The organism is Pseudomonas sp. NFACC41-3, assembly GCF_900109505.1.
In the GTDB taxonomy this organism is placed as follows: domain Bacteria; phylum Pseudomonadota; class Gammaproteobacteria; order Pseudomonadales; family Pseudomonadaceae; genus Aquipseudomonas; species Aquipseudomonas chlororaphis.
This window is the reverse complement of record NZ_FOAE01000006.1, coordinates 583,579-608,250: the sequence shown is the minus strand read 5'-3', so window position 1 is coordinate 608,250 and position 24,672 is coordinate 583,579. Positions and strand designations below refer to the sequence as shown.

General features: G+C 65.1%; 25 protein-coding genes and 1 pseudogene. 24 read left to right on the top strand and 2 right to left on the bottom strand.

The window, feature by feature from the left end; translation table 11 throughout:
* Nucleotides 1-8: 8 nt before the first annotated feature.
* The 24 genes and pseudogenes from BMY68_RS27295 to BMY68_RS27185 all read left to right on the top strand — a co-directional run bounded on the left by BMY68_RS27295 (nt 9) and on the right by BMY68_RS27185 (nt 23,083).
* Complete coding sequence (locus tag BMY68_RS27295) at nt 9-344, top strand: type II toxin-antitoxin system RelE/ParE family toxin (RefSeq protein ID WP_009041967.1); 336 nt, start codon at nt 9-11, stop codon at nt 342-344.
* Between the two features lie 5 nt (nt 345-349).
* Entirely contained in the window at nt 350-673 is a 324-nt protein-coding gene (locus BMY68_RS27290) for a helix-turn-helix domain-containing transcriptional regulator (RefSeq protein WP_007932872.1), read from the top strand.
* Between the two features lie 113 nt (nt 674-786).
* Nucleotides 787-1,185 carry a DUF2946 domain-containing protein gene (locus BMY68_RS27285; RefSeq protein WP_085533680.1) on the top strand — a complete coding sequence of 133 codons (399 nt, stop codon included), beginning with the start codon at nt 787-789 and terminating at the stop codon, nt 1,183-1,185.
* 48 nt (nt 1,186-1,233) lie between these two features.
* Nucleotides 1,234-1,728 carry a copper chaperone PCu(A)C gene (locus BMY68_RS27280; protein ID WP_085533679.1) on the top strand — a complete coding sequence of 165 codons (495 nt, stop codon included), beginning with the start codon at nt 1,234-1,236 and terminating at the stop codon, nt 1,726-1,728.
* A gap of 54 nt (nt 1,729-1,782) precedes the next feature.
* A complete protein-coding gene (locus tag BMY68_RS27275) occupies nt 1,783-2,187 on the top strand; it encodes a DUF2946 domain-containing protein (protein WP_085533678.1) in 405 nt (134 codons plus the stop codon).
* Between the two features lie 91 nt (nt 2,188-2,278).
* Nucleotides 2,279-4,414 (top strand): TonB-dependent copper receptor, encoded by a 2,136-nt coding sequence (locus tag BMY68_RS27270; RefSeq protein ID WP_085533677.1) that lies wholly within the window; start codon nt 2,279-2,281, stop codon nt 4,412-4,414.
* A gap of 146 nt (nt 4,415-4,560) precedes the next feature.
* Nucleotides 4,561-5,943: a PepSY-associated TM helix domain-containing protein gene (locus BMY68_RS27265; protein ID WP_085533676.1), complete on the top strand. Its 1,383-nt coding sequence runs from the start codon at nt 4,561-4,563 to the stop codon at nt 5,941-5,943.
* A 158-nt stretch (nt 5,944-6,101) separates the two neighbouring features.
* Nucleotides 6,102-8,240 carry a TonB-dependent receptor gene (locus BMY68_RS27260; RefSeq protein WP_085533675.1) on the top strand — a complete coding sequence of 713 codons (2,139 nt, stop codon included), beginning with the start codon at nt 6,102-6,104 and terminating at the stop codon, nt 8,238-8,240.
* 126 nt (nt 8,241-8,366) lie between these two features.
* The gene (locus BMY68_RS27255; protein ID WP_085533674.1) at nt 8,367-9,155 is read left to right on the top strand and encodes an ABC transporter ATP-binding protein; all 789 of its coding nucleotides are present in this window, start codon (nt 8,367-8,369) and stop codon (nt 9,153-9,155) included.
* A complete protein-coding gene (locus BMY68_RS27250; protein ID WP_009041959.1) occupies nt 9,152-10,117 on the top strand; it encodes an ABC transporter substrate-binding protein in 966 nt (321 codons plus the stop codon). Before BMY68_RS27255 ends, BMY68_RS27250 begins: the two co-directional genes overlap by 4 nt.
* The gene (locus tag BMY68_RS27245) at nt 10,114-11,124 is read left to right on the top strand and encodes a FecCD family ABC transporter permease (protein WP_085533673.1); all 1,011 of its coding nucleotides are present in this window, start codon (nt 10,114-10,116) and stop codon (nt 11,122-11,124) included. Before BMY68_RS27250 ends, BMY68_RS27245 begins: the two co-directional genes overlap by 4 nt.
* Nucleotides 11,125-11,465: 341 nt before the next feature.
* The gene (gene urtA / locus BMY68_RS27240) at nt 11,466-12,731 is read left to right on the top strand and encodes an urea ABC transporter substrate-binding protein (RefSeq protein ID WP_007930955.1); all 1,266 of its coding nucleotides are present in this window, start codon (nt 11,466-11,468) and stop codon (nt 12,729-12,731) included.
* A gap of 173 nt (nt 12,732-12,904) precedes the next feature.
* On the top strand, nt 12,905-14,407 hold the full coding sequence (gene urtB / locus BMY68_RS27235) for an urea ABC transporter permease subunit UrtB (protein ID WP_085533672.1): 1,503 nt from the start codon (nt 12,905-12,907) through the stop codon (nt 14,405-14,407).
* Nucleotides 14,407-15,486 carry an urea ABC transporter permease subunit UrtC gene (urtC, locus tag BMY68_RS27230; RefSeq protein ID WP_062823804.1) on the top strand — a complete coding sequence of 360 codons (1,080 nt, stop codon included), beginning with the start codon at nt 14,407-14,409 and terminating at the stop codon, nt 15,484-15,486. Before urtB ends, urtC begins: the two co-directional genes overlap by 1 nt.
* Nucleotides 15,483-16,343, top strand: coding sequence for an urea ABC transporter ATP-binding protein UrtD (gene urtD / locus BMY68_RS27225; protein ID WP_009041955.1), 861 nt, complete (start codon nt 15,483-15,485; stop codon nt 16,341-16,343). The genes urtC and urtD overlap by 4 nt, the downstream gene beginning before the upstream one ends.
* A 30-nt stretch (nt 16,344-16,373) precedes the next feature.
* A pseudogene (locus tag BMY68_RS30230) lies at nt 16,374-16,451 on the top strand (transcriptional regulator); the annotation flags it as partial.
* Nucleotides 16,452-16,476: 25 nt separating this feature from the next.
* Entirely contained in the window at nt 16,477-17,175 is a 699-nt protein-coding gene (gene urtE / locus BMY68_RS27220) for an urea ABC transporter ATP-binding subunit UrtE (RefSeq protein WP_085533671.1), read from the top strand.
* Between the two features lie 42 nt (nt 17,176-17,217).
* Nucleotides 17,218-18,057 carry an urease accessory protein UreD gene (locus tag BMY68_RS27215; RefSeq protein ID WP_085533670.1) on the top strand — a complete coding sequence of 280 codons (840 nt, stop codon included), beginning with the start codon at nt 17,218-17,220 and terminating at the stop codon, nt 18,055-18,057.
* 202 nt (nt 18,058-18,259) lie between these two features.
* Complete coding sequence (gene ureA, locus BMY68_RS27210) at nt 18,260-18,562, top strand: urease subunit gamma (RefSeq protein WP_007927275.1); 303 nt, start codon at nt 18,260-18,262, stop codon at nt 18,560-18,562.
* A gap of 8 nt (nt 18,563-18,570) precedes the next feature.
* Nucleotides 18,571-19,104, top strand: coding sequence for a GNAT family N-acetyltransferase (locus BMY68_RS27205; protein ID WP_062823807.1), 534 nt, complete (start codon nt 18,571-18,573; stop codon nt 19,102-19,104).
* A 6-nt stretch (nt 19,105-19,110) separates the two neighbouring features.
* Nucleotides 19,111-19,644, top strand: coding sequence for a GNAT family N-acetyltransferase (locus BMY68_RS27200; protein ID WP_009041951.1), 534 nt, complete (start codon nt 19,111-19,113; stop codon nt 19,642-19,644).
* Nucleotides 19,641-19,949 (top strand): urease subunit beta, encoded by a 309-nt coding sequence (locus BMY68_RS27195; RefSeq protein ID WP_009041950.1) that lies wholly within the window; start codon nt 19,641-19,643, stop codon nt 19,947-19,949. Before BMY68_RS27200 ends, BMY68_RS27195 begins: the two co-directional genes overlap by 4 nt.
* Before the next feature lie 141 nt (nt 19,950-20,090).
* Nucleotides 20,091-21,791: an urease subunit alpha gene (gene ureC, locus BMY68_RS27190; protein ID WP_009041949.1), complete on the top strand. Its 1,701-nt coding sequence runs from the start codon at nt 20,091-20,093 to the stop codon at nt 21,789-21,791.
* Between the two features lie 155 nt (nt 21,792-21,946).
* Nucleotides 21,947-23,083 carry a sensor histidine kinase gene (locus BMY68_RS27185; protein ID WP_085533669.1) on the top strand — a complete coding sequence of 379 codons (1,137 nt, stop codon included), beginning with the start codon at nt 21,947-21,949 and terminating at the stop codon, nt 23,081-23,083.
* Between the two features lie 181 nt (nt 23,084-23,264).
* Here the strand turns inward: BMY68_RS27185 and BMY68_RS27180 are convergent, their stop codons facing one another.
* Complete coding sequence (locus BMY68_RS27180; RefSeq protein ID WP_009041947.1) at nt 23,265-23,567, bottom strand: chaperone modulator CbpM; 303 nt, start codon at nt 23,565-23,567, stop codon at nt 23,265-23,267.
* A gap of 40 nt (nt 23,568-23,607) precedes the next feature.
* Nucleotides 23,608-24,546, bottom strand: coding sequence for a DnaJ C-terminal domain-containing protein (locus BMY68_RS27175; RefSeq protein ID WP_009041946.1), 939 nt, complete (start codon nt 24,544-24,546; stop codon nt 23,608-23,610).
* Between the last annotated feature and the right edge of the window lie 126 nt (nt 24,547-24,672).

Genomic DNA, 24,672 nt, shown 5'->3' with positions numbered 1-24,672 from the left:
GGCCGACGATGATTACAGTCGAGGAATACCAGCAAGAGAACCAGCGCAGCCCCTTCGGTCGCTGGTTCGAAACGCTGGATACCCAGGCAGCCGTCAAGGTTTCCACCGCGCTGCTGCGCCTGGAAATGGGCAACACATCCAACATCAAGTGGTTCGACGGGCTTGGCGAATACCGCATCGATTGGGGCCCCGGCTACAGGATCTACCTGATCCAGGAAGGCCGGCACCTGGTGATCCTGTTTGGCGGTGGCGACAAGTCCACCCAGCAGGCCGACATCAGGCAGGCGAAGAAACTGATCGCCGAATTCCATCACCGCAAGAAGGCCGAACTGAAAACGAGGTGACACCCATGGCACTGACTCGAAGCTTCAAGCACAGCATTGCCGAACGCGCCGAGCGCGACCCGGCGTTTTCCCAGGCGCTGCTGGACGAGGCTGCTACGCTGTTTCTCAACGGCGAACCGGAGATGTCGCGGATCATTCTGCGCGACCTGGTCAACGCCACCGTCGGCTTCGAAGCCCTGGCCCGCGAGACCGCCAAGCCCAGCAAGAGCCTGCATCGCATGCTGTCCGCCAGCGGCAACCCGAGCATGGACAACCTGGCCGCGATCTTCGCCGCCATCCGCGCCAAGCTCGGCGTGGCCATCGAGGTCCGCGCGGTACCGGCTCACTGAGGAACGGCCAATCCAGGTGGCTCTGCGACACCACACCGCACGGCGCCTTTTTACTTATCCACAGCGATCAGGCTAAATACCCCCCTGTTCGCTCAACCTGACGGATCGTCACCATGTCCCGACAACGGCTCGCATTTGCCTGGATCGCCTGCTTCGCAGTGCTGTTCAACATGCTTGCCATGCCGCTTTCGGGAGCCATGCAGCAGAGCGATCGAGCACCTGCCGAGCAACTGTTGTGGGGCAGTTTCTGTTCCTCCAGCGGCACCAAGCTGGTGGCGATCTCCCTGGGCAAGCTGGAACAGCAAGCCCCACAGAACGACGATCACTCCACCATGCAGCACTGCTGGTGCTGTTCCGGCTCGGCGCCCCTGGTCGCCCTGCCAGGCCATGCGCCGCAGTTGTATTTCACCCGTTTCGAGTCCAACCGCAGCGTCGCGCCACCCGCGCAGGTCATGCCCACGCCACGCCAGCAATGGCCGAGCCTCAATCCCCGCGCCTCACCTCTGGTCTGATTCCACCTCGCAATTGATCTGCGTGTCGAATCGTTCTGGAGAACTGCCATGTTGAAATCCGTACAGGCCTTGCAAGCCCTGCTGCTGGCCGCCCTGCTGTTGCCCGCTGGTTTTGCCGCCGCCCATGAATACCAGGCTGGCGAGTTGCAGATTGCCCACCCCTGGTCACAGGAGCTGCCGCCCAACGCACCGACGGTGGCGGCCTATTTCGTCATTCACAACACCGGCAAGAATGCCGACCGCCTGCTCGGCGTCGACTCGCCGATCTCGGGCAAGGCCGAGCTGCATGAACACGTGCAGCAGGGCGACCTGATGAAAATGCAGCAGGTGCCCAACGTGGCGATCGCCCCGGGCGCGACCGTCACCTTCGCCCCCATGGCCTATCACGTGATGCTGCTGGAGCTCAAAGACCGCAACCTGCTCAGCGACGGCAAGCGCTTCCCGCTGACCCTGCACTTCGAGAAATCCGGCGACGTCACGGTCGAAGTGGCGGTGCAGAAGCAGGCGCCCGCGGGCAGCCAGGAACACATGCACGCCCAATAAGCCCCGGCCATCGTTACCGTGAACGCCTTGCGCTCGCCTGGCACCCGGCGATCCGTGCGCACGCCCGTGAAAGTACGGCGCGGCAGCTGGATCAGCCTGTTCGCCATGCTGATGATCTTTATCGGTCCGCTGATTTCCCAGTCGATGCCGATGGATCAGGCCATGCCGATGAACCTGTCCATGTCGATGGACATGAACATGGGCGAGCCCGGCTGCCACGGTGAAAACCCTCACGGCGCGGAGCACGGCAAGGTCCAGGGCGAACACCATGCGCTCTGGGAAAAATGCGGCTATTGCAGCCTGCTGTTCAACTGCCCGGCACTGCCTGGCAGCCTGTCGTTCACGGCGCTCGACAGTTCGCCGTCCAGCCACTTCCTCACCCCCTCGCCGCGTCTGGGCCATGCCCGGCAGACGGTGTTCCCCGGCGCCCGGACCCGCGCCCCGCCAGTCATTGCGTAAACCCCTCAACCGCACTTCACCCGGCCGACTGTAGAAAAGACAGCCGCAGGCTGCTGGCCGTGTTGTTTACGAAATGATTGATGGAACCTTTATGTCCAGGTTTTCTGCTGACACTCGCCTGTGCTCCGCCCAGGCCCCCGCTACCTTTGCCCTGAACCAACCTCGCGTACGTTTCAACCACGCCATCGCCCTGCTCTGCGGCGCCCTGCTCACGCCGCTGGCCCTGGCGGCCGAGCAACCGGTGGATCACAGCCAGCATGGCGAAGAACTGAGCCCGACGGTGATCACCGCCATCGCCCCCAGCTCACCGCTGACCGTGGTCACCAACCCCAAGGATCCGCGCCAGCCGGTCCCGGCCAGCGATGGCGGCGACTACCTGAAGACCATTCCCGGCTTCGCCCTGGTGCGCAACGGCGGCACCAACGGCGACCCGGTGCTGCGCGGCATGTTCGGCTCGCGCCTGAACATCCTCACCAACGGCGGCATGATGCTCGGCGCCTGCCCCGGCCGCATGGACGCGCCGACCTCCTATATCTCGCCGGAAACCTACGACAAGCTGACGGTGATCAAGGGTCCGCAAACCGTGCTCTGGGGCCCGGGCGCTTCGGCCGGGACCATCCTCTTCGACCGCGAGCCGGAAAACTTCGGCGAGCTGGGTACCCGGGTCAACGCCAGCGTCCTGGCCGGCTCCAACGGCCGCTTCGACAAGGTGATGGATGCCGCCGCCGGTGGGCCACTGGGTTACGTGCGGGTGATCGGCAACCAGGCCCATTCCGACGACTACAAGGACGGCAACAACGACACCGTGCCGTCGCGCTACGACAAGTGGAACGGTGACGTCGCCGTGGGCTGGACCCCGGACGCCGACACCCTGCTGGAACTCACCGCCGGCAAGGGCGACGGCGAAGCGCGTTACGCCGGGCGCGGCATGGACGGCTCGCAGTTCAAGCGGGAAAGCCTGGGCCTGCGTTTCGAGCGTTCCAATATCGGCGAGGTGCTGGATAAGGTCGAGGCGCAGGTCTACTACAACTACGCCGACCACGTGATGGACAACTACAGCCTGCGCACGCCGTCCGGCACCGGGATGATGGCCGGCCCCATGGCCAGCAACGTCGACCGCCGCACCCTCGGCGCGCGAATCAAGGCCACCTGGCGCTGGGCCGATGTGCAGTTGATCAGCGGTATCGATGCGCAGACCAACGAGCACCGTCAGCGCAAAGGCATGGGGATCGACACCTATAAGGACCAGCCACGCACCAAGGACGCCGACTTCCACAACTACGGCGCATTCGGCGAACTGACCTGGTACGCCGCCGACCGAGACCGGCTGATCAGCGGCGCCCGAGTGGACCGCGCCTCGGCCAAGGACTACCGCCAGAGCATCGGTTCCGGAATGATGACCCGGCCCAATCCGACCGCCGGCAATACCCGCGCCGACACCCTGCCCAGCGGTTTCATCCGCTACGAGCATGACCTGGCCGACAGCCCGACCACGGTCTATGCCGGCCTCGGCCACGCGCAACGCTTCCCGGATTACTGGGAGCTGTTCTCGCCGAAGATGGGGCCGGCCGGATCGGTCAACGCCTTCGATTCGATCAAGCCGGAAAAGACCACCCAGCTCGACTTCGGCCTGCAATACAAGACCGCGGAACTGGAAGCCTGGGCCTCGGGCTACATCGGCCAGGTACGCGACTACATCCTGTTCAACTACCGCCCCGGGATGATGGGCATGACCTCGCAAGCCGAGAACATCGACGCGCGCATCATGGGCGGCGAGCTCGGCGCGGCCTACAAGCTGACCGACAACTGGAAGGCCGACGCCACCCTCGCCTACGCCTGGGGCAAGAACAGCAGCGACGGCTCGCCGCTACCGCAGATGCCGCCGCTGGACGCGCGTTTCGGCCTGACCTACAGCGCGGACAACTGGAGCGCAGGTGCCCTGTGGCGGGTGGTGGCGGCGCAGAACCGCATCGATGAAAACAAGGGCAACGTGGTCGGCAAGGACTTCGGCAAGAGCGGCGGCTTCGGGGTGTTCTCGCTCAACGGCGCCTACCGGATCAACAAGAACCTGAAGGTCAGTACCGGCGTCGACAACCTGTTCGGCAAGGCCTACGCCGAGCACCTGAACCTGGCCGGCAACGCCGGGTTCGGCTACCCGGCCAATGACCCGCAAGCCATCAACGAACCGGGGCGCACGCTCTGGACCAAGGTGGATCTGAGCTTCTAAACACAACAACAAATGGAGCCGCTGCCGAAGGGCTGCGATAAGGCCGAAAGCCTTCAGCGCTATTGAGTACGTTGCGGCCGTTCCGGCCGATCGCCGCCTATCGGTAGCGGCTACAGAGAATAATTGCCCATGCGGAGCGTTCCCTGATGAGCCAACCGAAAGTGTCTTTCTACAACCTGGCCTGGCGCTGGCATTTCTATGCCGGGCTGTTCGTGGCCCCTTTCATGGTGATGCTGTCCCTGACCGGGATCATCTACCTGTTCAAACCCCAGCTCGACCCGCTGATGTACGGCCACCTGCTGCAGGTGCCAGCGGGGCACCACATGCTCAGCGCCGATGAGCAGCTCCAGCGGGTCCGGGCCGCGTATCCCCAAGGCCATGTCAAACAGTACCTGCCGCCGCTCGAAGCCGGACGCAGCGCGCAGTTCGTGGTGCAGAAGGAAGGTGGCGAACTCAATGCGTTCGTCGACCCTTACCACGGCAATATCCTTGGCGAGCAAGACGCCAAGAACAATCTGCAAGCCATCGCCCGGGCCATTCATGGCGAGCTGATGATCGGCACCCTCGGCGACCGGCTGGTAGAGCTGGCGGCGGGCTGGGGCATCGTCCTGGTGGTGTCCGGGCTGTACCTGTGGTGGCCGCGCGGCAAGTCTTCGGCCGGGGTGTTGTGGCCGCGGTTCAGCAGCCGCGGCCGTGTGCTGTGGCGCGACCTGCACGCCGTGGTCGGCTTCTGGGGCGCGGCGTTCCTGCTGGTGATGCTGCTCAGCGGCATGACCTGGACCGGCTTCTGGGGCAAGCAATACGCCGAGCTGTGGAATCGCTTCCCGGCGGCGATGTGGAACGACGTGCCCAAGTCCGACCAGCAGGCCGGCGAACTCAACACCGCCAGCCGCCAGACCGTACCCTGGGCCATGGAAAACACTCCGCTGCCGATGTCCGGCGACCATGCCGAACACATGGCCCACGGCGCCGCGCACGAAGGTCCGGCGGCGCCCGCGGTCAGCCTGCAGCAGGTGCAGGACATCGCCACCCAGCGCCAGGTCGAAGCCGGTTACAGCATCACCTTGCCGACCAGCGCCAGCGGCGTGTTCACCATTGCCGTGTTCGCCGACGACCCACGCAACGACGCCACCCTGCATGTCGACCAGTACACCGGCAAGGTCCTGGCCGATGTGCGCTGGCAGCAGTACAGCAACGTCGCCCGCGCCACCGAAGTCGGGGTGATGCTGCACGAAGGCAAGATGTTCGGCCCGTTCAACCAGATCGTGGTGCTGCTGATCTGCCTGATGATTCTGCTGAGCGCCGTCAGCGGCCTGGTGATCTGGTGGAAGCGTCGTCCCCAGGGGCGCCTCGGTGTACCGCCGCTGCGCCATGACCTGCCGAAATGGAAAACCGCGATGGCGATCATGCTCGCGCTGGCCGTGGCCTTTCCCCTGGTCGGGGCCTCGCTGGTGGCCGTGTGGCTGCTGGATCGCGTGCTGTTGTCGCGCTGGAACCGCTCGACTGAATCGGCCTCATCTTCATCATGAATCAGGCGAGATGCGCGGTTTAGAGGGATCTGTAGACTGCTGTCGGTTCAATTTCCGACACACATAATGTTACTTTGTAACATTAAAGTGTAAGATCCCCTACCCGCAGCCACCCATGCTGCGGGTAACCCTCTCGAAGAAGCGACTCAGCCGCCCCGATGAACCGCCCGACAACTAAGCTCCTGGCGTCCAGCCTCTGCCTGCTGGCCCTGAATCACCCCGCCCAGGCCGACGACGCGCCCCTGACGCTGCCCACCGGCACCATCAGCGCGCCCGCCATCGACGCGCAGGACATCAGCCTGCACACCCCGACCACTGCCGGTTCGCGCCTGGGCCTGAGCGCCCTGCAAACCCCGGCCAGCACCGAGAGCCTGAGCGGCGAGCGCATTCGCCAGCGTGGCGACCGCAGCGTGCAGGACGCGGTGTCGCGCGGCACCGGGATCAGCCGTACCGGCACACCCGGCGACGGCGGCACTTCGTTGTCGGCGCGCGGCTTTACCGGCCAGGGTTCGGTGATGCAGTTGTATGACGGCAATCGCCTGTACAGCGGCATGGGCACCGTGACTTTCCCGGTGGACACCTGGTCGGTGGAACGGGTGGATGTGCTGCGCGGCCCGGCCTCGGTGCTGTATGGCGAAGGCGCCACCGGCGCGGTGGTCAATGTGATCCCGAAGAAACCCTTCACCGGCGAGATCGAAAACCACCTGCGCCTCGGCTACGGTTCCTACGACAGCCAGCAGCAGGCCCTCGACAGCGGCGGCTCGCTGAGCGACACGCTGAGCTATCGCCTGAACCTCAACCGCCTGCGCAGCAATGGCTGGATCGATCGCGGCGACAGCGCCAGCGACTTCATCAGCGCGGCGCTGCGCTGGCAGGCCACGGACGACCTGGCGTTCACCCTCGCCCACGACTACGGCGACCAGCAGCCGATGAATGATTTCGGCACCCCGCTGGTCAATGGCCGCTTCCATGAGGGCCTGCGGGACAAGAACTACAACATCGGCAACGACAAGCAGCACTACAACGATCAGTGGACGCGCCTGACCAGCGAGTGGCAGCTCTCCGACGCCGTCAGCGCCAGCAACGAGCTGTATTACCTCAAGGCCCAGCGCCGCTGGCAGAACGCCGAAAACTACAGCTGGGACACCGCCGGCCAGCAGCTTCTGCGCAGCGGCAATTTCGCCATCAAGCACCAGCAGGAGCAGGTCGGCGATCGCCAGACCTTCACCTTCAAGCACAGCCTGTTCGGCCTCGACAGCCAGACCCTGGCCGGGGTCGATTACAACCGCATCCGCTTCCAGCTCAACAGCAACTCACCGTTCAAGGATGCGCTGCCGGATGGCCAGCCACTGGATCTGCAACACCCGGACAAGGGCCGCTTCGACAGCGCCTCGGCCTATCGCCCGCAATTCCAGAGCACCACCAAACAGATGTCGGCCTTCGCCGAAAACCGTACCCAGTTGAGCGAGCGCTGGTCGCTGGTGACCGGCGTGCGCCGCGACTACGTGCAGGTGGATCGCGACAACCTGGTGGACGGCAGCCAGAGCGACAAGACCCTGACCGGCAACAACTGGAAGGCCGGGCTAGTGTTCGCGCTGACGCCGGACACCTCGCTCTACGGCCAGTACGCCACCAGCACCGACGGCGTCGGCGGCCTGATTTCCCTGAGCCCGAGCCAGCAGCAATACGACCTGGCCCGCGCCCGGCAGAGCGAGATCGGCCTCAAGCAGATGTTCTGGGACCAGCGCGGCGAATGGACCCTGGCGGCCTATCACATCGTCAAGAAGAAGCTGCTGACCGACGACCCGGGCAACCCGACGCTCAAGCAGCAGGTCGGCCAGCAGTCGTCCCGCGGCCTGGAGGCCAGCCTCGACCTGCAACTGCCCCACGCCTGGCAACTGCAAGCCAATGCCGCCATCGTCAAGGCCCGGTACGACGACTTCCAAGAGCAGGTCGGCAACCAGTTCGTCTCGCGCAGCGGCAATCGCCCGGTGGACGTGCCACGGCGTACCGCCAACCTGTGGCTGAACAAGGCGGTGACCGATAACCTGCGGGCCGGCGCCGGGGTGCGTTATGTCGATGCCCGCTACGCCGACCTGGCCAACCGCAACGAGCTGCCCAGCTACACCGTGGTCGACGCGGTGTTGTCGTGGAAAGCCCTGCGCGACACCACCTTCGGTTTGCAGCTGAACAATCTGTTCGACCGGCAGTACGCGCAAAGCCAATACAATGAGGGCCAGCAATGGATCCTCGGCGAACCACGGTCGTTTTTCGTGACCGCCGATTACACCTTTTAACCAATACCTGTAGCCGCCGAAGGCTGCGATCGCGACCGAAGGGCGCGCAAGGCCTCAAGATCGCCGAAGGCCTTCGGCCTTATCGCAGCCTTCGGCAGCGGCTACAAGGAATCATATGGACCCCGCATGACCTCGCTGAACCTCACCAACCTGGCCTGGACACCCCTGGGCCAGGGCCACTGTCATCACCAGTTCCAGCTGCGTGAGGCCAGCCTGCGCGTGGCGCCGGGGGAGTTCGTCGGGCTGATCGGGCCCAACGGCAGCGGCAAGACCAGCCTGCTGCGCTGCAGCTATCGCTTCAGCCGGCCGGACCAGGGCGAAGTCCGGCTCGATCACTACAACGTCTGGAAGCAGACGCCGCGCTGGTGCGCGCAGCGCATTGCCGTGGTGTTGCAGGAGTTCCCCGAGGCCTTCGGCCTGACCGTCGCAGAAGTGGTCGCCATGGGCCGCACCCCGCACAAGGGCCTGTTCGACGGCGACAGCACCGCAGACCGCACCATCGCCCGCCAGGCGCTGGAGTCGGTGGGCCTGCTGGGTTTCGAGGCGCATGCCTTCGCCACCTTGTCCGGCGGGGAAAAGCAGCGGGTGATCCTGGCCCGCGCCCTGGCCCAGCAACCGCAACTGCTGATCCTCGACGAACCGACCAACCACCTCGACCCGCGCTACCAGCTGGAGCTGCTGCAACGGGTCAAGCGCCTGGGCATCGGCACCCTCGCCAGCATCCACGACTTGAACCTGGCCGCCGCCTTCTGCGATCGCCTGTACGTGATCGATCACGGACGCATCGTCGCCAGCGGCACACCCGAGCAAGTGCTGACGGTCACGCTGCTGCGCGAGGTGTTCGGCGTCGACGCCCTGGTCGACCAACACCCGCTGTCCGGCTACCCACGAATCACCTGGATAACCCAACCATGACCCCGCGCGTCTCACTCAACTGCCTGATCCCTGCCGGCCTGGCCCTGTCGCTGCTCGCCGGCCAGGCCTGCGCCGAAGCCACCCGTTACCCGCTGACCGTCCACAGTTGCAACCGCGAGGTGACCTTCAAGGAAGCACCCAAGCACGCCCTGAGCCACGACATCAACATGACCCAGATGATGCTCGCCCTGGGCCTCAAGTCGCGCATGGTCGGCTACAGCGGCATCAGCGGCTGGAAGGCGGTGACGCCCGAGATGCAGGCCATCCTCGACGGCCTGCCGGAGCTGGCGGCCAAGTACCCGTCGGTGGAAACCCTGCTCGACGCCAATGTCGATTTCTTCTTCGCCGGCTGGGACTACGGCATGCGCGTTGGCGGCGACCTGACCCCACAGACCCTGACGCCGCTGGGCATCAATGTGCTGGAGCTGACCGAGTCCTGCGCCTTCGTGATGAAGCGCCCGGCCGCCAGCCTCGACGACACCTACAACGACCTGCGCAACCTCGGGCGGATCTTCGATGTGCAGGACCGTGCCAACCAGTTGATCGCCGAGATGCAGCAACAGGTCGCCGCGATCCAGCAGGACCTGCCCACGGAAAAACCGCGGGTGTTCCTCTACGACAGCGGCGAAGACCGCGCCATGACCTCCGGCCGCCTGGGCATGCCCCAGGCGCTGATCGATGCCGCCGGCGGGCGCAACATCCTCGACGACGTCGAGGCCAGCTGGACCCGGGTCAACTGGGAAACCGTGGTCGAACGCAACCCGCAGGTGATCGTGATCGTCGACTACAGCGAAGTCACTGCCGAACAGAAACAGCAGTTCCTGCTCAACAACAAGGCGCTGCAATCGGTGGATGCGATCCGTAACCAGCGCTTCATCGTGATCCCCTACGTGCAGGCCACGCCGGGCATCGATAACGTCGAAGCGGTGCAAACCCTGGCCAAGGGTTTCCACGGCGCATGATCGATCGTCGTTATGCCTTGTTGCTGACTGCCCTCGGCGCGTTGCTGCTGGCGTCCTGCGTATTGTCCCTGGGTTTCGGCTCGGCGCGGGTGCCGGTGGACGTGGTGTGGCGGATCCTGCTGCACAAGACCCTCGACCTGGGCGAGGCGGACTGGAGCGCCGGGCAGGAGCATATCGTCTGGCTGATCCGCGTGCCGCGCATGTTGCTCGGGGCCCTGGTTGGCGCCGGGCTGGCGCTGATCGGCGCGGTGTTGCAAGCGGTGACGCGCAATCCGCTGGCCGACCCGCACCTGCTCGGCGTGACCTCCGGCGCCACCCTGGGCGCGGTGATCGTGGTACTGCATGTGGGTGAAATCGTCGGCCTGCTGACCCTGCCCATCGCCGCCTTTATCGGCGCGTTGGCGAGCATGCTGCTGGTACTCGGCATCGCCGCGCGCCACGGCCGGCTCGACAGCGACCGCCTGCTGCTGTGCGGGGTGGCGGTGTCCTTCGTGATGATGGCGGTGGCCAACCTGCTGCTGTTCATGGGCGACCACCGCGCCAGCTCGGCGGTGATGTTCTGGATGCTCGGCGGGCTGGGCCTGGCGCGCTGGGAACTGCTCGCGGTGCCGGCGGCCAGCGTGCTGCTCGGGCTGGTCCTGCTGCTGGGCATGGCGCGGCCGTTGAACGCGCTGATGGCCGGCGAGCAGACCGCGGTGACCCTCGGCCTGAATGCCCGCAACGTGCGGCTGCGGGTGTTCCTGATCGCTTCGCTGATGACCGGGGTGCTGGTGTCCATCAGCGGCTCCATCGGTTTCGTCGGGCTGATGGTGCCGCACATTGCCCGGCGCCTTGTGGGTGCCGAGCATCGTCGGCTGTTGCCGGTGTGCGTGCTGCTGGGCAGCGTGTTCCTGGTCTGGGTCGACGTCGCCGCCCGCACCCTGATCGCCCCCGAAGACCTGCCCATAGGCGTGGCCACGGCAGCCATTGGCGGGCTGTTCTTTATCGGCCTGATGCGCCGCCGCTGAAAGGCGTCCTACAGAAGAACAATGTCCGACGCAGCCCTGTAGCCGCTGCCGCAGGCTGCGATAAGGCCGAAGGCCTTTGGCGATCTTGAAGCCGTGCGCGCCCTTCGGTCGCGATCGCAGCCTGCGGCAGCGGCTACAGGTCATCACTGGCACCAGCGCGGCGCATTCGTGCGCACCAAAGACGCCTGATGGCCCCGCATTGGTGCGCCAGCCCTCTCCCCTGCTCCGTAAAAGCGACGTTTTCATGCCCTGTGCCGACTAGGCACACCCCTTGCAAAACAGCCCTTCAGTAGTCCGCATCTGCCAACCAAGAAAACTCATAAGTTCATGGAGATCGCACAATGAAGCGTCGCAGCTTGATCAAGGCTTTCACACTCACGGCAAGCATTGCCGCGATGGGCATGACCTGGACCGTCCAGGCCGCCGAGACCATCAAGGTCGGCATCCTGCATTCGCTATCGGGGACCATGGCGATCTCCGAAACCTCGCTCAAGGACATGGCGCTGATGACCATTGACGAGATCAACGCCAAGGGCGGCGTCAACGGCAAGCAGCTCGAGGCGGTGGTGGTCGACCCGGCGTCGAACTGGCCGCTGTTCGCCGAGAAAGGCCGCCAGCTGCTGACCCAGGACAAGGTCGCCGTGGTGTTCGGCTGCTGGACCTCGGTATCGCGCAAATCGGTGCTGCCGGTGTTCGAGGAACTCAACGGCCTGCTGTTCTACCCGGTGCAATACGAAGGCGAAGAGATGTCGCCGAACGTGTTCTACACCGGCGCGGCGCCTAACCAGCAGGCGATCCCGGCGGTGGAATACCTGATGAGCGAAGACGGCGGCAGCGCCAAGCGCTTCTTCCTGCTCGGCACCGACTATGTCTACCCGCGCACCACCAACAAGATCCTGCGCTCGTTCCTGCATTCCAAGGGCGTGGCCGACAAGGACATCGAAGAGGTCTACACCCCGTTCGGCCACAGCGACTACCAGACCATCGTCGCCAACATCAAGAAGTTCTCCGCCGGCGGCAAGACCGCGGTCATCTCCACGGTCAACGGCGACTCCAACGTGCCGTTCTACAAAGAGCTGGCCAACCAGGGCCTGAAAGCCACCGACGTACCGGTGGTGGCCTTCTCCGTGGGCGAGGAAGAACTGCGCGGCATCGACACCAAGCCGCTGGTGGGCAACCTCGCGGCCTGGAACTACTTCGAGTCCGTGGAGAACCCGGTGAACCAGAAGTTCGTCGCCGACTGGAAAGCCTACGCCAAGGCCAAGAAGCTGCCGGGCGCGGATAAAGCCGTGACCAACGACCCGATGGAAGCCACCTACGTCGGCATCCACATGTGGGCCCAGGCGGTGGAGAAAGCCAAGTCCACCGACGTCGACAAGGTCCGCGAAGCCCTGGCCGGCCAGACCTTCGCCGCGCCGTCGGGCTACACCCTGACCATGGACAAGACCAACCACCACCTGCACAAGCCGGTGATGATCGGCGAGATCCAGCCGGACGGTCAGTTCAACGTGGTCTGGCAGACCGAAGGCCCGATCCGCGCCCAGCCGTGGAGCCCGTTCATCCCGGGCAACGACAAGAAGCCGGACTACGCGGTGAAGAGCAACTAAGCAACGGATGGATGCCGGCCGCCGCTCCCGCGTCCGGCACAACCTCTGTAGCCGCTGCCGCAGGCTGCGACAGGTCCGCAGGACCTTGAGGCCCTCAAGAGCACGTCCTCTGCGAGGCCGATCGCAGCCTGCGGCAGCGGCTACAGACCCACGCTCCGCGCAAGGCCATTGACATGCCCACTGCCCTCTACCGTTTCATCCTCGCCTGCCTGCTGTTGCTGCCATTGGCCGCCAGGGCCGGCGACGCCGAAGACTTCGTCGCGGCCAACGCCACGCAACAGGCCAGGCTGCTGGAAAGCTGGGCCGCGCAGCCCGACCCGGCGCGCCTCGAACTGCTCGGCGCCTTGCAGCAAGGCCAGCTGACCGTCGATGGGCAAGCCAAGACCTTGCGCCTGAACAATCGCCTGCGGGGTCTGATCGACACCGCCATGGCCAGCCACCAACTGCTCGCCGCCGACGCAAAGATCCGTCTGGCCGCCGCGCAGCAGTTGCAGAAAAGCGCCAAGCCGGCGCAGCTGAAATTCCTCGATGCCAGCCTGGCCGCTGAGCAGGACCAGGCCGTACACGACGCCCTGAGCCTGGCCCTGGCCAACCTGCAACTGGTGGACAGCGACCCGGCCGTGCGCCTGGCCGCGGTGCGCCTGCTGGGTGAAACCGGCGACCCGCTGGCCCGCACCCGCCTCGAGGGCCTGCTCGAACCCGGCGTGGAAGCCGATGCCGGGGTGCGCACCGCCGCCGAAACCAGCCTGGCCCAGGTCAAGCGCAAACTGCTGGTGGGCGAGGTGCTCGGCCAGGCCTTCAGCGGCATGTCCCTGGGCTCGATCCTGCTGCTGGCGGCCCTGGGCCTGGCAATCACCTTCGGCCTGCTCGGGGTGATCAACATGGCCCACGGCGAGATGCTGATGCTCGGCGCCTACTCCACCTACATGGTGCAGCTGCTGTTCCAGCGCTACGCCCCGCAGGCCATCGAGTTCTACCCGCTGATCGCCCTGCCGGTGGCGTTCTTCGTCACCGCCGGCATCGGCATGGCCCTGGAACGCACGGTGATCCGCCATCTCTACGGCCGGCCGCTGGAAACCCTGCTCGCCACCTGGGGCATCAGCCTGATGCTGATCCAGCTGGTGCGCCTGGTATTCGGCGCGCAGAACGTCGAGGTGTCGAACCCGGCCTGGCTGTCGGGCGGGATCCAGGTGCTGCCCAACCTGGTGCTGCCCTACAACCGCATCGTGATCATCGCTTTCGCGCTGTTTGTGGTGGTGCTGACCTGGCTGCTGCTGAACAAGACCCGCCTGGGCCTGAACGTGCGCGCGGTCACCCAGAACCGCAACATGGCCGCCTGCTGCGGCGTACCGACAGGACGGGTCGACATGCTCGCCTTCGGCCTCGGTTCCGGCATCGCCGGCCTTGGTGGCGTGGCCCTGAGCCAGATCGGCAACGTCGGCCCGGACCTGGGCCAGAGCTACATCATCGACTCGTTCCTGGTGGTGGTGCTCGGCGGTGTCGGCCAACTGGCCGGTAGCGTGTTCGCCGCGTTCGGCCTGGGGGTAGCCAACAAGATTCTGGAGCCACAGATCGGCGCCGTGCTCGGCAAGATCCTGATCCTCGCGCTGATCATTCTGTTTATCCAGAAACGTCCGCAAGGCCTCTTCGCATTGAAAGGACGGGTGATCGACTGATGAATCAGCCTCTATTGGTTACCGCTACACAAAAGGCCGGGCCCAAGGTCTCGGTCGCCGTCGGCGCGCTGATCCTGGCGGTGCTGCTGGCCCTGCCGCTGCTCTCGCTGCTGGCGCCGGACAACCCGCTGCACGTCTCGGCCTACACCCTGACCCTGGTGGGCAAGATCCTCTGCTACGCCATCGTCGCCCTGGCCCTGGACCTGGTTTGGGGTTATGCCGGGCTGCTGTCCCTGGGCCATGGCCTGTTCTTCGCCCTCGGCGGCTACGCCATGGGCATGTACCTGATGCGCCAGGCCGCGGGGGACAGCCTGCCGGCGTTCATGACCTTCCTCTCGTGGACCGAGCTGCCCTGGTACTGGAGCGGCACCGGCAGCTTCCTCTGGGCCTTGTGCCTGGTGGTGCTGGCGCCAGGCTTGCTCGCACTGGTGTTCGGCTTCTTCGCCTTCCGCTCGCGGATCAAGGGCGTGTATTTCTCGATCATGACCCAGGCCCTGACCTTCGCCGGCATGCTCCTGTTCTTTCGCAACGAGACCGGATTTGGCGGCAACAACGGCTTCACCAACTTCCGCACCATCCTCGGCTTCGGCATCACCGAGCCTGGGACCCGCGCGGTGCTGTTCCTGGCCACCGTGCTGTTGCTGGTGGCCAGCCTGTACATCGGCTGGCGCCTGGCCCGGAGCAAGTTCGGCCGGGTGCTGACCGCGCTGCGCGATGCCGAGAACCGCCTGATGTTCTGCGGCTACGACCCACGCGGCTTCAAGCTGTTCGTCTGGGTGCTGAGCGCGGTGCTCTGCGGCCTGGCGGGGGCGTTGTATGTACCGCAAGTGGGCATCATCAACCCCAGCGAAATGTCGCCGACCAACTCCATCGAGGCCGCCGTGTGGGTCGCCCTGGGCGGTCGCGGCACGCTGATCGGGCCGCTGCTCGGCGCCGGCGTGGTCAACGGCATGAAGAGCTGGTTCACCGTGGCCTTCCCGGAATACTGGCTGTTCTTCCTTGGGGCGCTCTTCATCATCGTCACCCTGTATTTGCCCAAAGGCATCATCGGCTTGCTGAAGAAAAGGGGCGAATCATGAGAATCACAGCGACGGCCGAATTCATGCTCGAACCTATCCTTGAGCCCAACAAAGACGCCGGCAGCAGCCGCGACGCCATCGGTCTCGGCCAGGCCGCCGGCAAGGGCCTGAACACCCGCCACGGCACCATCCTGACCCTGGAAGACATCAGCGTCAGCTTCGATGGCTTCAAGGCGCTCAACGATCTGAACCTGTACATCGGCGTCGGCGAGCTGCGTTGCATCATCGGCCCCAACGGCGCGGGCAAGACCACCCTGATGGACGTGATCACCGGCAAGACCCGGCCCACCCACGGCAAGGCCTGGTTCGGCGAAACCCTGGACCTGACGCAGATGAGCGAGGTGCAGATCGCCCAGGCCGGCATCGGCCGCAAGTTCCAGAAGCCCACGGTGTTCGAAGCCCTGAGCGTGTTCGAAAACCTGGAGCTGGCGCAGAACACCGACAAGTCGGTGTGGGCCAGCCTGCGGGCGAAACTCTCCGGCGAGCAGAAAGACCGCATCGACGAAGTGCTGGAAACCATTCGCCTGACCGCCTCGGTGGAACGCCAGGCCGGCCTGCTGTCCCACGGCCAGAAGCAGTTCCTGGAAATCGGCATGCTGCTGATGCAGGACCCGCAGTTGCTGCTGCTCGACGAGCCGGTGGCGGGCATGACCGATGCCGAGACCGAGTTCACCGCCGAGCTGTTCAAACGCCTGGCGGGCAAGCATTCGCTGATGGTGGTGGAGCACGACATGGGCTTCGTCGGCTCGATCGCCGACCACGTCACCGTGCTGCACCAGGGCAGCGTGCTGGCCGAAGGGTCGCTGGAACAGGTGCAGGAAAACGAACGGGTGATCGAGGTCTATCTCGGCCGCTGACGGCTCCTTGTAGGAGCGAGCTTGCTCGCGATGGAGGTCAACGATAACGCGCGCTACCTGGATGAGCGCGCCGTTCTCAGGCTCTTCGCGAGCAAGCTCGCTCCTACAAAAAGAATTGAAGGAAAAACCAGACATGCTGCAAGTCGACACGCTGCACCAGTACTACGGCGGTAGCCACATCCTGCGGGGCCTGAGCTTCGAGGCGAAGGTCGGCGAAGTCACCTGCCTGCTCGGGCGCAACGGGGTGGGCAAGACCACCTTGCTCAAATGCCTGATGGGCCTGCTGCCGGCCAAGGAAGGCACGGTGAACTGGGAAGGCCAGGCCATCACCGCCTACAAGCCCCATCAACGGGTGCATGCCGGCATCGCCTACGTGCCCCAGGGCCGGGAGATCTTCGGCCGCCTGACCGTGGAAGAAAACCTGTTGATGGGGCTTTCCCGTTTTGGCGCGAAAGAGGCCAAGGAAGTGCCGGCCTTCATCTACGAGCTGTTCCCGGTGCTGCTGCAAATGAAACAGCGGCGCGGCGGCGACCTGTCCGGCGGCCAGCAACAGCAGCTGGCCATCGGCCGGGCCCTGGCCAGCCGGCCACGGCTGTTGATCCTCGACGAACCCACCGAGGGCATCCAGCCGTCGGTGATCAAGGAAATCGGCACGGTGATCAAGAAACTCGCGGCCCGCGGCGATATGGCGATCCTGTTGGTGGAGCAGTTCTACGACTTCGCCGCCGAACTGGCCGACCAGTACCTGGTGATGTCCCGGGGCGAAATCGTCCAGCAGGGCCGCGGTGAAAATATGCAAGCCGAGGGTGTACGCGGCCTGGTTACCATCTAAGTTACGATCTAGCCTGTAACGTCCAGACACTAAGCACAAACCATGAACCTGCCAGCCCACACCGCCTTGTTCACCCCCAGCTGGCACGCCGAGCTGGAACTCGGCTACGCCCGCTTTGGCGACAGCACACGCCCGGTGCAGCGCCGGCACAAGGGCCCGCTGCGGGTGCAGAAGCACCTGTACGCCGAAGGCCCCGAAGTCTGCCAGCACATCATCGTGCATCCGCCCGGCGGAATTGCCGGCGGCGACCGCCTGCAGATCCGCGCCAGCGTCGACCGCGATGCCTGGGCGCAGCTGACCAGCCCCGGCGCCGCCAAGTGGTATCGCGCCAACGGGCCCGCCTATCAGACCCTGGAATTGAACGTTGCCGCCGGCGCCACCCTGGAATGGCTGCCCCAGGAAACCATCGTGTTCAGCGCCGCCCAGGCCGAACTGAGCACCCGTATCGAGCTGCAAGGCGACGCCCGGCTGTTCTACTGGGACGTGGTGGCGCTCGGCCGCCCGGCCAGCGACGAGCGCTTCGACCTCGGGCATTTCCAGTCGCACCTGGACATCCGCCGCGAGGGCCAGTTGCTCTGGCACGAACGCCAGCGCATCGGCGGCGGCGACGGCTTGCTCGACTCACCGATCGGCCTGGACGGCCAGCCGGTCTTCGCCACCCTGCTGGCCACCGGCGAGATCGACAGCCAGCTGCTGGAGCGTTGCCGTTCGCTGCCTCATGCCGTGCACGGCGACCTGACGCAACTGCCCGGCCTGCTGGTGGCCCGCTGCCTGGCCAGCGAAGCGCTGCTGGCCCGCGCCTGGCTGATCGACCTGTGGCGCCTGTTGCGCCCGGCCCTGCTGGGGCGCGAGGCGCTGCCGCCGAGGATCTGGAACACATGACACAGCGACACGACTTTCCTGTAGCCGCTGCCGCAGGCTGCGATCGTCCGCGTAGCGGGCGCCAAACCAGACGCCGCGGCGTATCAGGCAGATCGTGTCAACCAGGGTGCGTCTCCTGCGGAGCCGATCGCAGCCTGCGGCAGCGGCTACGGATGCATCGCGCCATGCCCTCTTTCAACTGCTCAACAACGGATTTTGAACGATGGACCTGACCCCACGCGAAAAAGACAAACTGCTGATCTTCACCGCCGGCCTGGTGGCCGAACGGCGCCTGGCCCGTGGCGTAAAGCTCAATTACCCGGAAGCCATGGCCTACATCTCCGCGGCGCTGCTCGAAGGCGCCCGCGACGGCCAGACCGTGGCCGAGCTGATGCACTACGGCACCACCCTGCTGACCCGCGAACAGGTAATGGAAGGCATCCCGGAGATGATTCCGGAAATCCAGGTGGAAGCGACTTTCCCCGACGGCACCAAGCTGGTCACCGTCCACCAACCGATCGCCTGAGGCCGCCCATGACGTATTCCATCCGCGATGCGGTGCATGCCGACCTGCCGGCGATCCGCGATATCTATAACGACGCCGTGCTCAACACCACGGCGATCTGGAACGAACAGGCCGTGGACCTGGGCAATCGCCAGGCCTGGTTCAGCGCCCGCCAGGCCCAGGGTTATCCGATCCTGGTGGCGGTCGACGCCGACGAAAGCGTGCTCGGTTATGCCTCGTTCGGCGACTGGCGGCCCTTCGACGGCTTCCGCCATACCGTCGAGCACTCGGTCTATGTGCGCAACGACCAGCGCGGCAACGGCCTCGGCCCGCGCCTGATGCAAGCGCTGATCGAACGCGCCAAAAGCTGCGACAAGCACGTGATGGTCGCGGCCATCGAAAGCGGCAATGCCGCCTCGATCCGCCTGCACGAACGCCTGGGCTTCGTCACCACCGGACAGATGCCGCAAGTGGGCACCAAGTTCGGGCGCTGGCTGGACCTGACGTTCATGCAGCTGACCCTCGATCCGGGGGCGCCACCGCCCACCATCCACAAGGAGTGATACCCGATGAACGCCGCCCAACTGCGTCGAGTCCATGCGGAGAGCTTTGCCCACTATCGCCAGGGGTTGATTGATCTGTTGTTCGACGCCGTGGGCCACGGCGCCTCGGTCGGTTTCATGGCCGACCTCGACGAGGAACAGGCCCGCGCCTACGTCAACAGCGTCCAGGCCAGCGTGGCCGACGGCAGCCTGCTGCTGTGGGTGGTGGTGCAGGACGAGCGGGTCCTGGCCAGCGTGCAACTGGCGCTGTGCCAGAAGCCCAACGGCCTCAATCGCGCCGAGGTACAGAAGCTGCAGGTGCGCCACGACGCCCGCCGCCGTGGCATGGGCCAGCAGTTGATGCACGCCGTGGAACAGGCGGCGCGCCAGCACAAGCGCGGCCTGCTGTACCTGGACACCCAGGCCGGCTCGGACGCCGAAGCCTTCTACAGCGCCCTAGGCTATACCCGCGTCGGCGAACTGCCGAACTACTGCCAAAGCCCGGACGGCACCTACAGCCCGACCGCCATTTACTTCAAGACTCTGGGGCAACCCGTATGATTCCAGGCCAATACCAGATCCAGCCCGGCGACATCGAACTCAACGCCGGCCGCCGCACCCTCAGCCTGAGCGTCGCCAACAGCGGCGACCGGCCGATCCAGGTGGGCTCGCACTATCACTTTTTCGAAACCAACGACGCCCTGACCTTCGACCGCGCCGCCAGCCGTGGCATGCGCCTGAACATCCCGGCCGGCACCGCCGTGCGCTTCGAGCCGGGGCAGACCCGCGAGGTGGAACTGGTGGACCTGGCCGGGCATCGCCGGGTGTTCGGGTTTGCCGGGCGGGTCATGGGCGACCTGGACTGATGCAATCCCGGTAGCCGCTGCCGCAGGCTGCGATGGCTGCGCAGCGGCCCCTGCATTTCAAAGCGAACGAAGGTCCTTCGGCCCTTAGCGCAGCCTTCGGCAGCGGCTACAGGTGCCCGACTCAATTCTTAGGAAGGTGCAATGAAGATTTCCCGCCAAGCCTACGCCGACATGTTCGGCCCCACCGTCGGTGACAAGGTGCGCCTGGCCGACACCGAGCTGTGGATCGAAGTCGAGAAGGACTTCACCACCTACGGCGAAGAAGTGAAGTTCGGCGGCGGCAAGGTGATCCGCGACGGCATGGGCCAGGGTCAGCTGCTGGCGGCCGAGGTGGTCGACACCCTGATCACCAACGCGCTGATCATCGATCACTGGGGCATCGTCAAGGCCGACGTCGGCCTCAAGGATGGGCGCATTGCCGCCATCGGCAAGGCCGGCAACCCGGACATCCAGCCCGACGTGACCATCGCCGTCGGCGCCAGCACCGAAGTGATCGCCGGCGAGGGCATGATCCTCACCGCCGGCGGCATCGACACCCATATCCACTTCATCTGCCCGCAGCAGATCGAAGAGGCGCTGATGAGCGGCGTCACCACCATGATCGGCGGCGGCACCGGGCCGGCCACCGGCACCAACGCCACCACCTGCACCTCGGGGCCGTGGCACATGGCGCGCATGCTCCAGGCGGCGGACGCGTTCCCGATGAACATCGGCTTCACCGGCAAGGGCAACGCCAGCCTGCCGGAACCCTTGATCGAGCAGGTCAAGGCCGGGGCCATCGGCCTCAAGCTCCACGAAGACTGGGGCACCACCCCGGCCAGCATCGACAACTGCCTGAACGTCGCCGACCAGTACGACGTACAGGTGGCGATCCACACCGACACCCTCAACGAATCGGGCTTCGTCGAAACCACCCTCGGCGCCTTCAAGGGCCGCACCATCCACACCTATCACACCGAAGGCGCCGGCGGCGGCCACGCCCCGGACATCATCAAGGCCTGCGGTTTGCCCAACGTGCTGCCGAGCTCGACCAACCCGACCCGGCCGTTCACCCGCAACACCATCGACGAACACCTGGACATGTTGATGGTCTGCCACCACCTCGACCCGAGCATCGCCGAGGACGTGGCCTTCGCCGAAAGCCGCATCCGCCGCGAGACCATCGCCGCCGAAGACATCCTCCACGACCTGGGCGCCTTCTCGATGATCAGCTCCGACAGCCAGGCCATGGGCCGGGTCGGCGAGGTCATCACCCGCACCTGGCAGACCGCCGACAAGATGCACCGCCAGCGCGGCCCGCTGCCGGGCGACGGCGCCGGCAACAGCAACTTCCGGGTCAAGCGCTACATCGCCAAATACACCATCAACCCGGCGATCACCCACGGCATCAGCCACGAAGTGGGCTCCATCGAAATCGGCAAATGGGCCGACCTGGTGCTCTGGCGGCCGGCGTTCTTCGGGGTCAAGCCGACGCTGATCCTCAAGGGCGGGGCCATCGCCGCCAGCCTGATGGGCGATGCCAACGCCTCGATCCCGACCCCGCAGCCGGTGCATTACCGGCCGATGTTCGCCAGCTACGGCGGCAGCCGGCACGCCACCAGCCTGACCTTTATCAGCCAGGCCGCGCTGGCGGCCGGGGTGCCGCAGCAACTGGGGCTGAAAAAGCAGATCGCGGTGGTCAAGGGTTGCCGGAACGTGCAAAAGAGCGACCTGATCCACAACGACTACCTGCCGGATATCGAGGTCGACCCGCAGACCTATCAGGTCAAGGCCGACGGCGTGCTGCTCTGGTGCGAACCGGCGGACGTGTTGCCGATGGCGCAGCGCTACTTCCTGTTCTAGAAAGCTGGCTGTTCTAGAAACCTGGATCCAACGGGCGCCCATCCGGGCCGCCCAACGGTCAGCAAAGCCGGACGTCTTGCTGTGTTGAACGGCTCAATCGCGGCTAGAATTCGACAGGCCGTCCTCACTCTTGCTGCCTGACAAGGTTCCCGGCCATGCGTCTACCCGACTTCATCGTGCAACACGTTGATCGAATCGTTGATGAGTGGGAGCAATTCGCCCGATCCATCGCCCCCGAAACCGACTCCCTGACCCGCCTGCAACTGCGTGACCACGCCAAGTCCATCCTGCTGGCCGCCGCTCGCGACATGCGCACCGCCCAGACTGCCAGCGAACAGGCGGCCAAGGCCAGGGGCGAAGGCCCGGAGAACAGCCCAAGCCTCGACGAAGCCGCCGCCAGCCATGGCGAGTTGCGCCACAACGTGGGCTTCGACCTGGTGCAGATGACCTCGGAATTCCGCCACCTGCGCGCCTGCGTGATCCGCCTCTGGGTCGCCAGCCTGGAGTCGCCGGAACTGGCCTATTTCCAGGACATGATCCGTTTCAACGAAGCCATCGACGAAGCATTGGCCGAGTCCACCGCGGCCTATGCCGAACAGGTCAACCGTTCGCGGGATATTTTCCTGGCGATTCTCGGACACGACCTGCGTACCCCCTTGCAGGCGGTGAGCATGTCCACCGAGATGCTGGCGCGCAAAGTCGCGCTGGATGCCGATGCGCTGGCCTATGTGTCGCGGATCAAGAGTGGCGCCAGGCACATGGCGGCGATGGTCGGCGACCTGCTGGAGTTCGTCCGCAGCCGCCTGGGCAGCAGCCTGCCCATCGAGCCGGCGCCCATGGACATGGCCAGTGCCATCAAGGCAGCCATGGACGAAGCCTGCGCCGGCCAGCCGGACTGCACGCCAGCGCTGAACTTCCATGGCGACAGCCACGGCATCTGGGATCGCGGGCGCATCGAGCAGATGCTGCAGAACCTGATCGGCAATGCCCTGCAGCACGGCAACGGCAACCGCACCGTGACCGTTACCCTCACGGGTGGCGCCGAACAGGTGCTGCTGACCATCCACAACTACGGCCCGCCGATACCCAAGGAAGCCTTGAGTAGCCTCTTCGATCCGCTGGTGCGCAGCGCCAACGAAGAACTCGGCAGCCCCTCCACCAGCCTCGGCCTGGGCCTGTTCATCGTCAAGGAAGTGGTCACCGCCCACCAGGGCAGCATCGAGGTCAGCTCCAGCGAGGCCGATGGCACCACCTTCACCGTGACCCTGCCGCGGGTGTCCCACGCCGAATAGTCGTAGAGAGCAAACTGCCGACACATCTGTAGCCGCTGCCGAGCCTGCGAGGCTGCGCTCGACCGCGAAGCGGTCGTAAACCGGGCACTGCTTTCCTTCAGGTAAACCGCTAATGCAAGTTTTGCGAGGACTGCGTCCTCGAACGCAGCCTCGCAGGCTCGGCAGCGGCTACAGACGCTCGTCAGTCGCTGAGCAGACGCCCCAGGCGTTGCTTGAGCATTTGGTTTTCCGTGCGCAACTCGCGGACTTCGTCGAGCAGTTCCAGCGCCAGGGCGACGCCTTCCCACTCCAATTCCAGATCGCGCCGCAACTTGGCGGCGCGCTTGGCGACCGCCAGTTCGTAATCGGTGAAACGCCAGTCCCGTGGCGCCGAGCCATGGGGATCGAGGATCCCGTGCTCGACGATTTCCATCACATAGGCGGCCGGCAGATCGGCCACCTCGCAGAACTCTTCCATATCCAGCTGAACGATCAGGGTGCTCATGGTTAGCGACTCCTTGTTTCAGATCAGAATGGGTTGCAGATCAGAAATGCTCCCGCGGATTGAAGGCGGCCTTTTTCGCCAGCTCCTGCCACAGCGCCTTGACGTCGTCGCCGGAAGCCTTGGGCATCACGGCCTTGAGCTGCACGAACAGATAACCGCGATGCCCGGCCTTGTTCAGCAGGCCATGGCCCTTGGCGCGCATGCGTTGGCCGTTCTGGCTGCCGGCCGGCACCTTGAGGTTGATCTTGCCGGTCAGGGTCGGCACCGCGACCTCGGTCCCCAGCGCCAGCTCCCAAGGGGCCAGCGGCAAGGTGATGATCAGGTTCTCGCCCTCGATATCGAACTTCGGATGGGGCGCGAAACGAATGGTCAGGTACAGGTCGCCATTGGCCCCGCCGCCGACACCCGGCGCGCCCTGGCCCTTGAGGCGGATGCGCTCGCCGTCGGTGACGCCGGCCGGGATCTTCACGTTCAGGCTCTTGCTGGTGTTGCTGACGTGCTGGCCGGCAGCGTTGTATTGCGGCACCTTGAAGCTGACCTTTTTCGACTCGGCCGACAGGGTCTCTTCCAGGAAGATCGGTAATTCCATTTCCACGTCTTGCCCCCTGCGCCCGGCGCTGCGCGATTGTCCACCGCCGAAACCCGGCCCGCGGTTGCCGAAGATCGAACTGAAGAAGTCCGAAAAATCCCCGCCATCGCCGAAACCGCCGGCATCCGCGTGGCCCTTCCAGCCCGGTGGGCCCTGGAACGGCTGGCCGTGCTGGCCATAACGCCGCAGGTCGTCGTATTCGGCCCGCTTGTCCGCGCTTTTCAGCGCTTCGTAGGCTTCCGACGCGTCCTTGAACTTGGCTTCGGCGTCTTTTTCCTTGCTGACATCCGGGTGATATTTGCGCGCCAGCTTGCGATAGGCGGCCTTGATCGCCTTGTCGTCCGCCGTCGGCTCCACCCCGAGAATCTTGTAATAGTCTTTGAAGTCCATCTAAGGATCACCATCCGTTATCAATGTGGCGCGGCGGGATGTACAGCATGCACTCTTGAACAGCGTCAAGGCTGATCGATCTCAATACTGTGACTCACGCGGCGCAGCAGAAGTTTATCGGCAGCT

What these genes read in the sequence shown, in the direction of transcription:
- BMY68_RS27295 (WP_009041967.1), top strand. Translation starts at nt 9, where the DNA reads ATGATTACAGTCGAGGAATACCAGCAAGAGAACCAGCGCAGCCCCTTC.
- BMY68_RS27180 (WP_009041947.1), bottom strand. Translation starts at nt 23,567, where the DNA reads ATGAGCACCCTGATCGTTCAGCTGGATATGGAAGAGTTCTGCGAGGTG.
- urtE (WP_085533671.1), top strand. Translation starts at nt 16,477, where the DNA reads ATGCTGCAAGTCGACACGCTGCACCAGTACTACGGCGGTAGCCACATC.
- BMY68_RS27285 (WP_085533680.1), top strand. Translation starts at nt 787, where the DNA reads ATGTCCCGACAACGGCTCGCATTTGCCTGGATCGCCTGCTTCGCAGTG.
- urtC (WP_062823804.1), top strand. Translation starts at nt 14,407, where the DNA reads ATGAATCAGCCTCTATTGGTTACCGCTACACAAAAGGCCGGGCCCAAG.
- BMY68_RS27270 (WP_085533677.1), top strand. Translation starts at nt 2,279, where the DNA reads ATGTCCAGGTTTTCTGCTGACACTCGCCTGTGCTCCGCCCAGGCCCCC.
- urtD (WP_009041955.1), top strand. Translation starts at nt 15,483, where the DNA reads ATGAGAATCACAGCGACGGCCGAATTCATGCTCGAACCTATCCTTGAG.
- BMY68_RS27255 (WP_085533674.1), top strand. Translation starts at nt 8,367, where the DNA reads ATGACCTCGCTGAACCTCACCAACCTGGCCTGGACACCCCTGGGCCAG.
- BMY68_RS27260 (WP_085533675.1), top strand. Translation starts at nt 6,102, where the DNA reads ATGAACCGCCCGACAACTAAGCTCCTGGCGTCCAGCCTCTGCCTGCTG.
- ureA (WP_007927275.1), top strand. Translation starts at nt 18,260, where the DNA reads ATGGACCTGACCCCACGCGAAAAAGACAAACTGCTGATCTTCACCGCC.
- BMY68_RS27290 (WP_007932872.1), top strand. Translation starts at nt 350, where the DNA reads ATGGCACTGACTCGAAGCTTCAAGCACAGCATTGCCGAACGCGCCGAG.
- BMY68_RS27250 (WP_009041959.1), top strand. Translation starts at nt 9,152, where the DNA reads ATGACCCCGCGCGTCTCACTCAACTGCCTGATCCCTGCCGGCCTGGCC.
- urtB (WP_085533672.1), top strand. Translation starts at nt 12,905, where the DNA reads ATGCCCACTGCCCTCTACCGTTTCATCCTCGCCTGCCTGCTGTTGCTG.
- BMY68_RS27185 (WP_085533669.1), top strand. Translation starts at nt 21,947, where the DNA reads ATGCGTCTACCCGACTTCATCGTGCAACACGTTGATCGAATCGTTGAT.
- BMY68_RS27205 (WP_062823807.1), top strand. Translation starts at nt 18,571, where the DNA reads ATGACGTATTCCATCCGCGATGCGGTGCATGCCGACCTGCCGGCGATC.
- BMY68_RS27200 (WP_009041951.1), top strand. Translation starts at nt 19,111, where the DNA reads ATGAACGCCGCCCAACTGCGTCGAGTCCATGCGGAGAGCTTTGCCCAC.
- ureC (WP_009041949.1), top strand. Translation starts at nt 20,091, where the DNA reads ATGAAGATTTCCCGCCAAGCCTACGCCGACATGTTCGGCCCCACCGTC.
- BMY68_RS27280 (WP_085533679.1), top strand. Translation starts at nt 1,234, where the DNA reads ATGTTGAAATCCGTACAGGCCTTGCAAGCCCTGCTGCTGGCCGCCCTG.
- BMY68_RS27195 (WP_009041950.1), top strand. Translation starts at nt 19,641, where the DNA reads ATGATTCCAGGCCAATACCAGATCCAGCCCGGCGACATCGAACTCAAC.
- BMY68_RS27245 (WP_085533673.1), top strand. Translation starts at nt 10,114, where the DNA reads ATGATCGATCGTCGTTATGCCTTGTTGCTGACTGCCCTCGGCGCGTTG.
- BMY68_RS27215 (WP_085533670.1), top strand. Translation starts at nt 17,218, where the DNA reads ATGAACCTGCCAGCCCACACCGCCTTGTTCACCCCCAGCTGGCACGCC.
- urtA (WP_007930955.1), top strand. Translation starts at nt 11,466, where the DNA reads ATGAAGCGTCGCAGCTTGATCAAGGCTTTCACACTCACGGCAAGCATT.
- BMY68_RS27265 (WP_085533676.1), top strand. Translation starts at nt 4,561, where the DNA reads ATGAGCCAACCGAAAGTGTCTTTCTACAACCTGGCCTGGCGCTGGCAT.
- BMY68_RS27175 (WP_009041946.1), bottom strand. Translation starts at nt 24,546, where the DNA reads ATGGACTTCAAAGACTATTACAAGATTCTCGGGGTGGAGCCGACGGCG.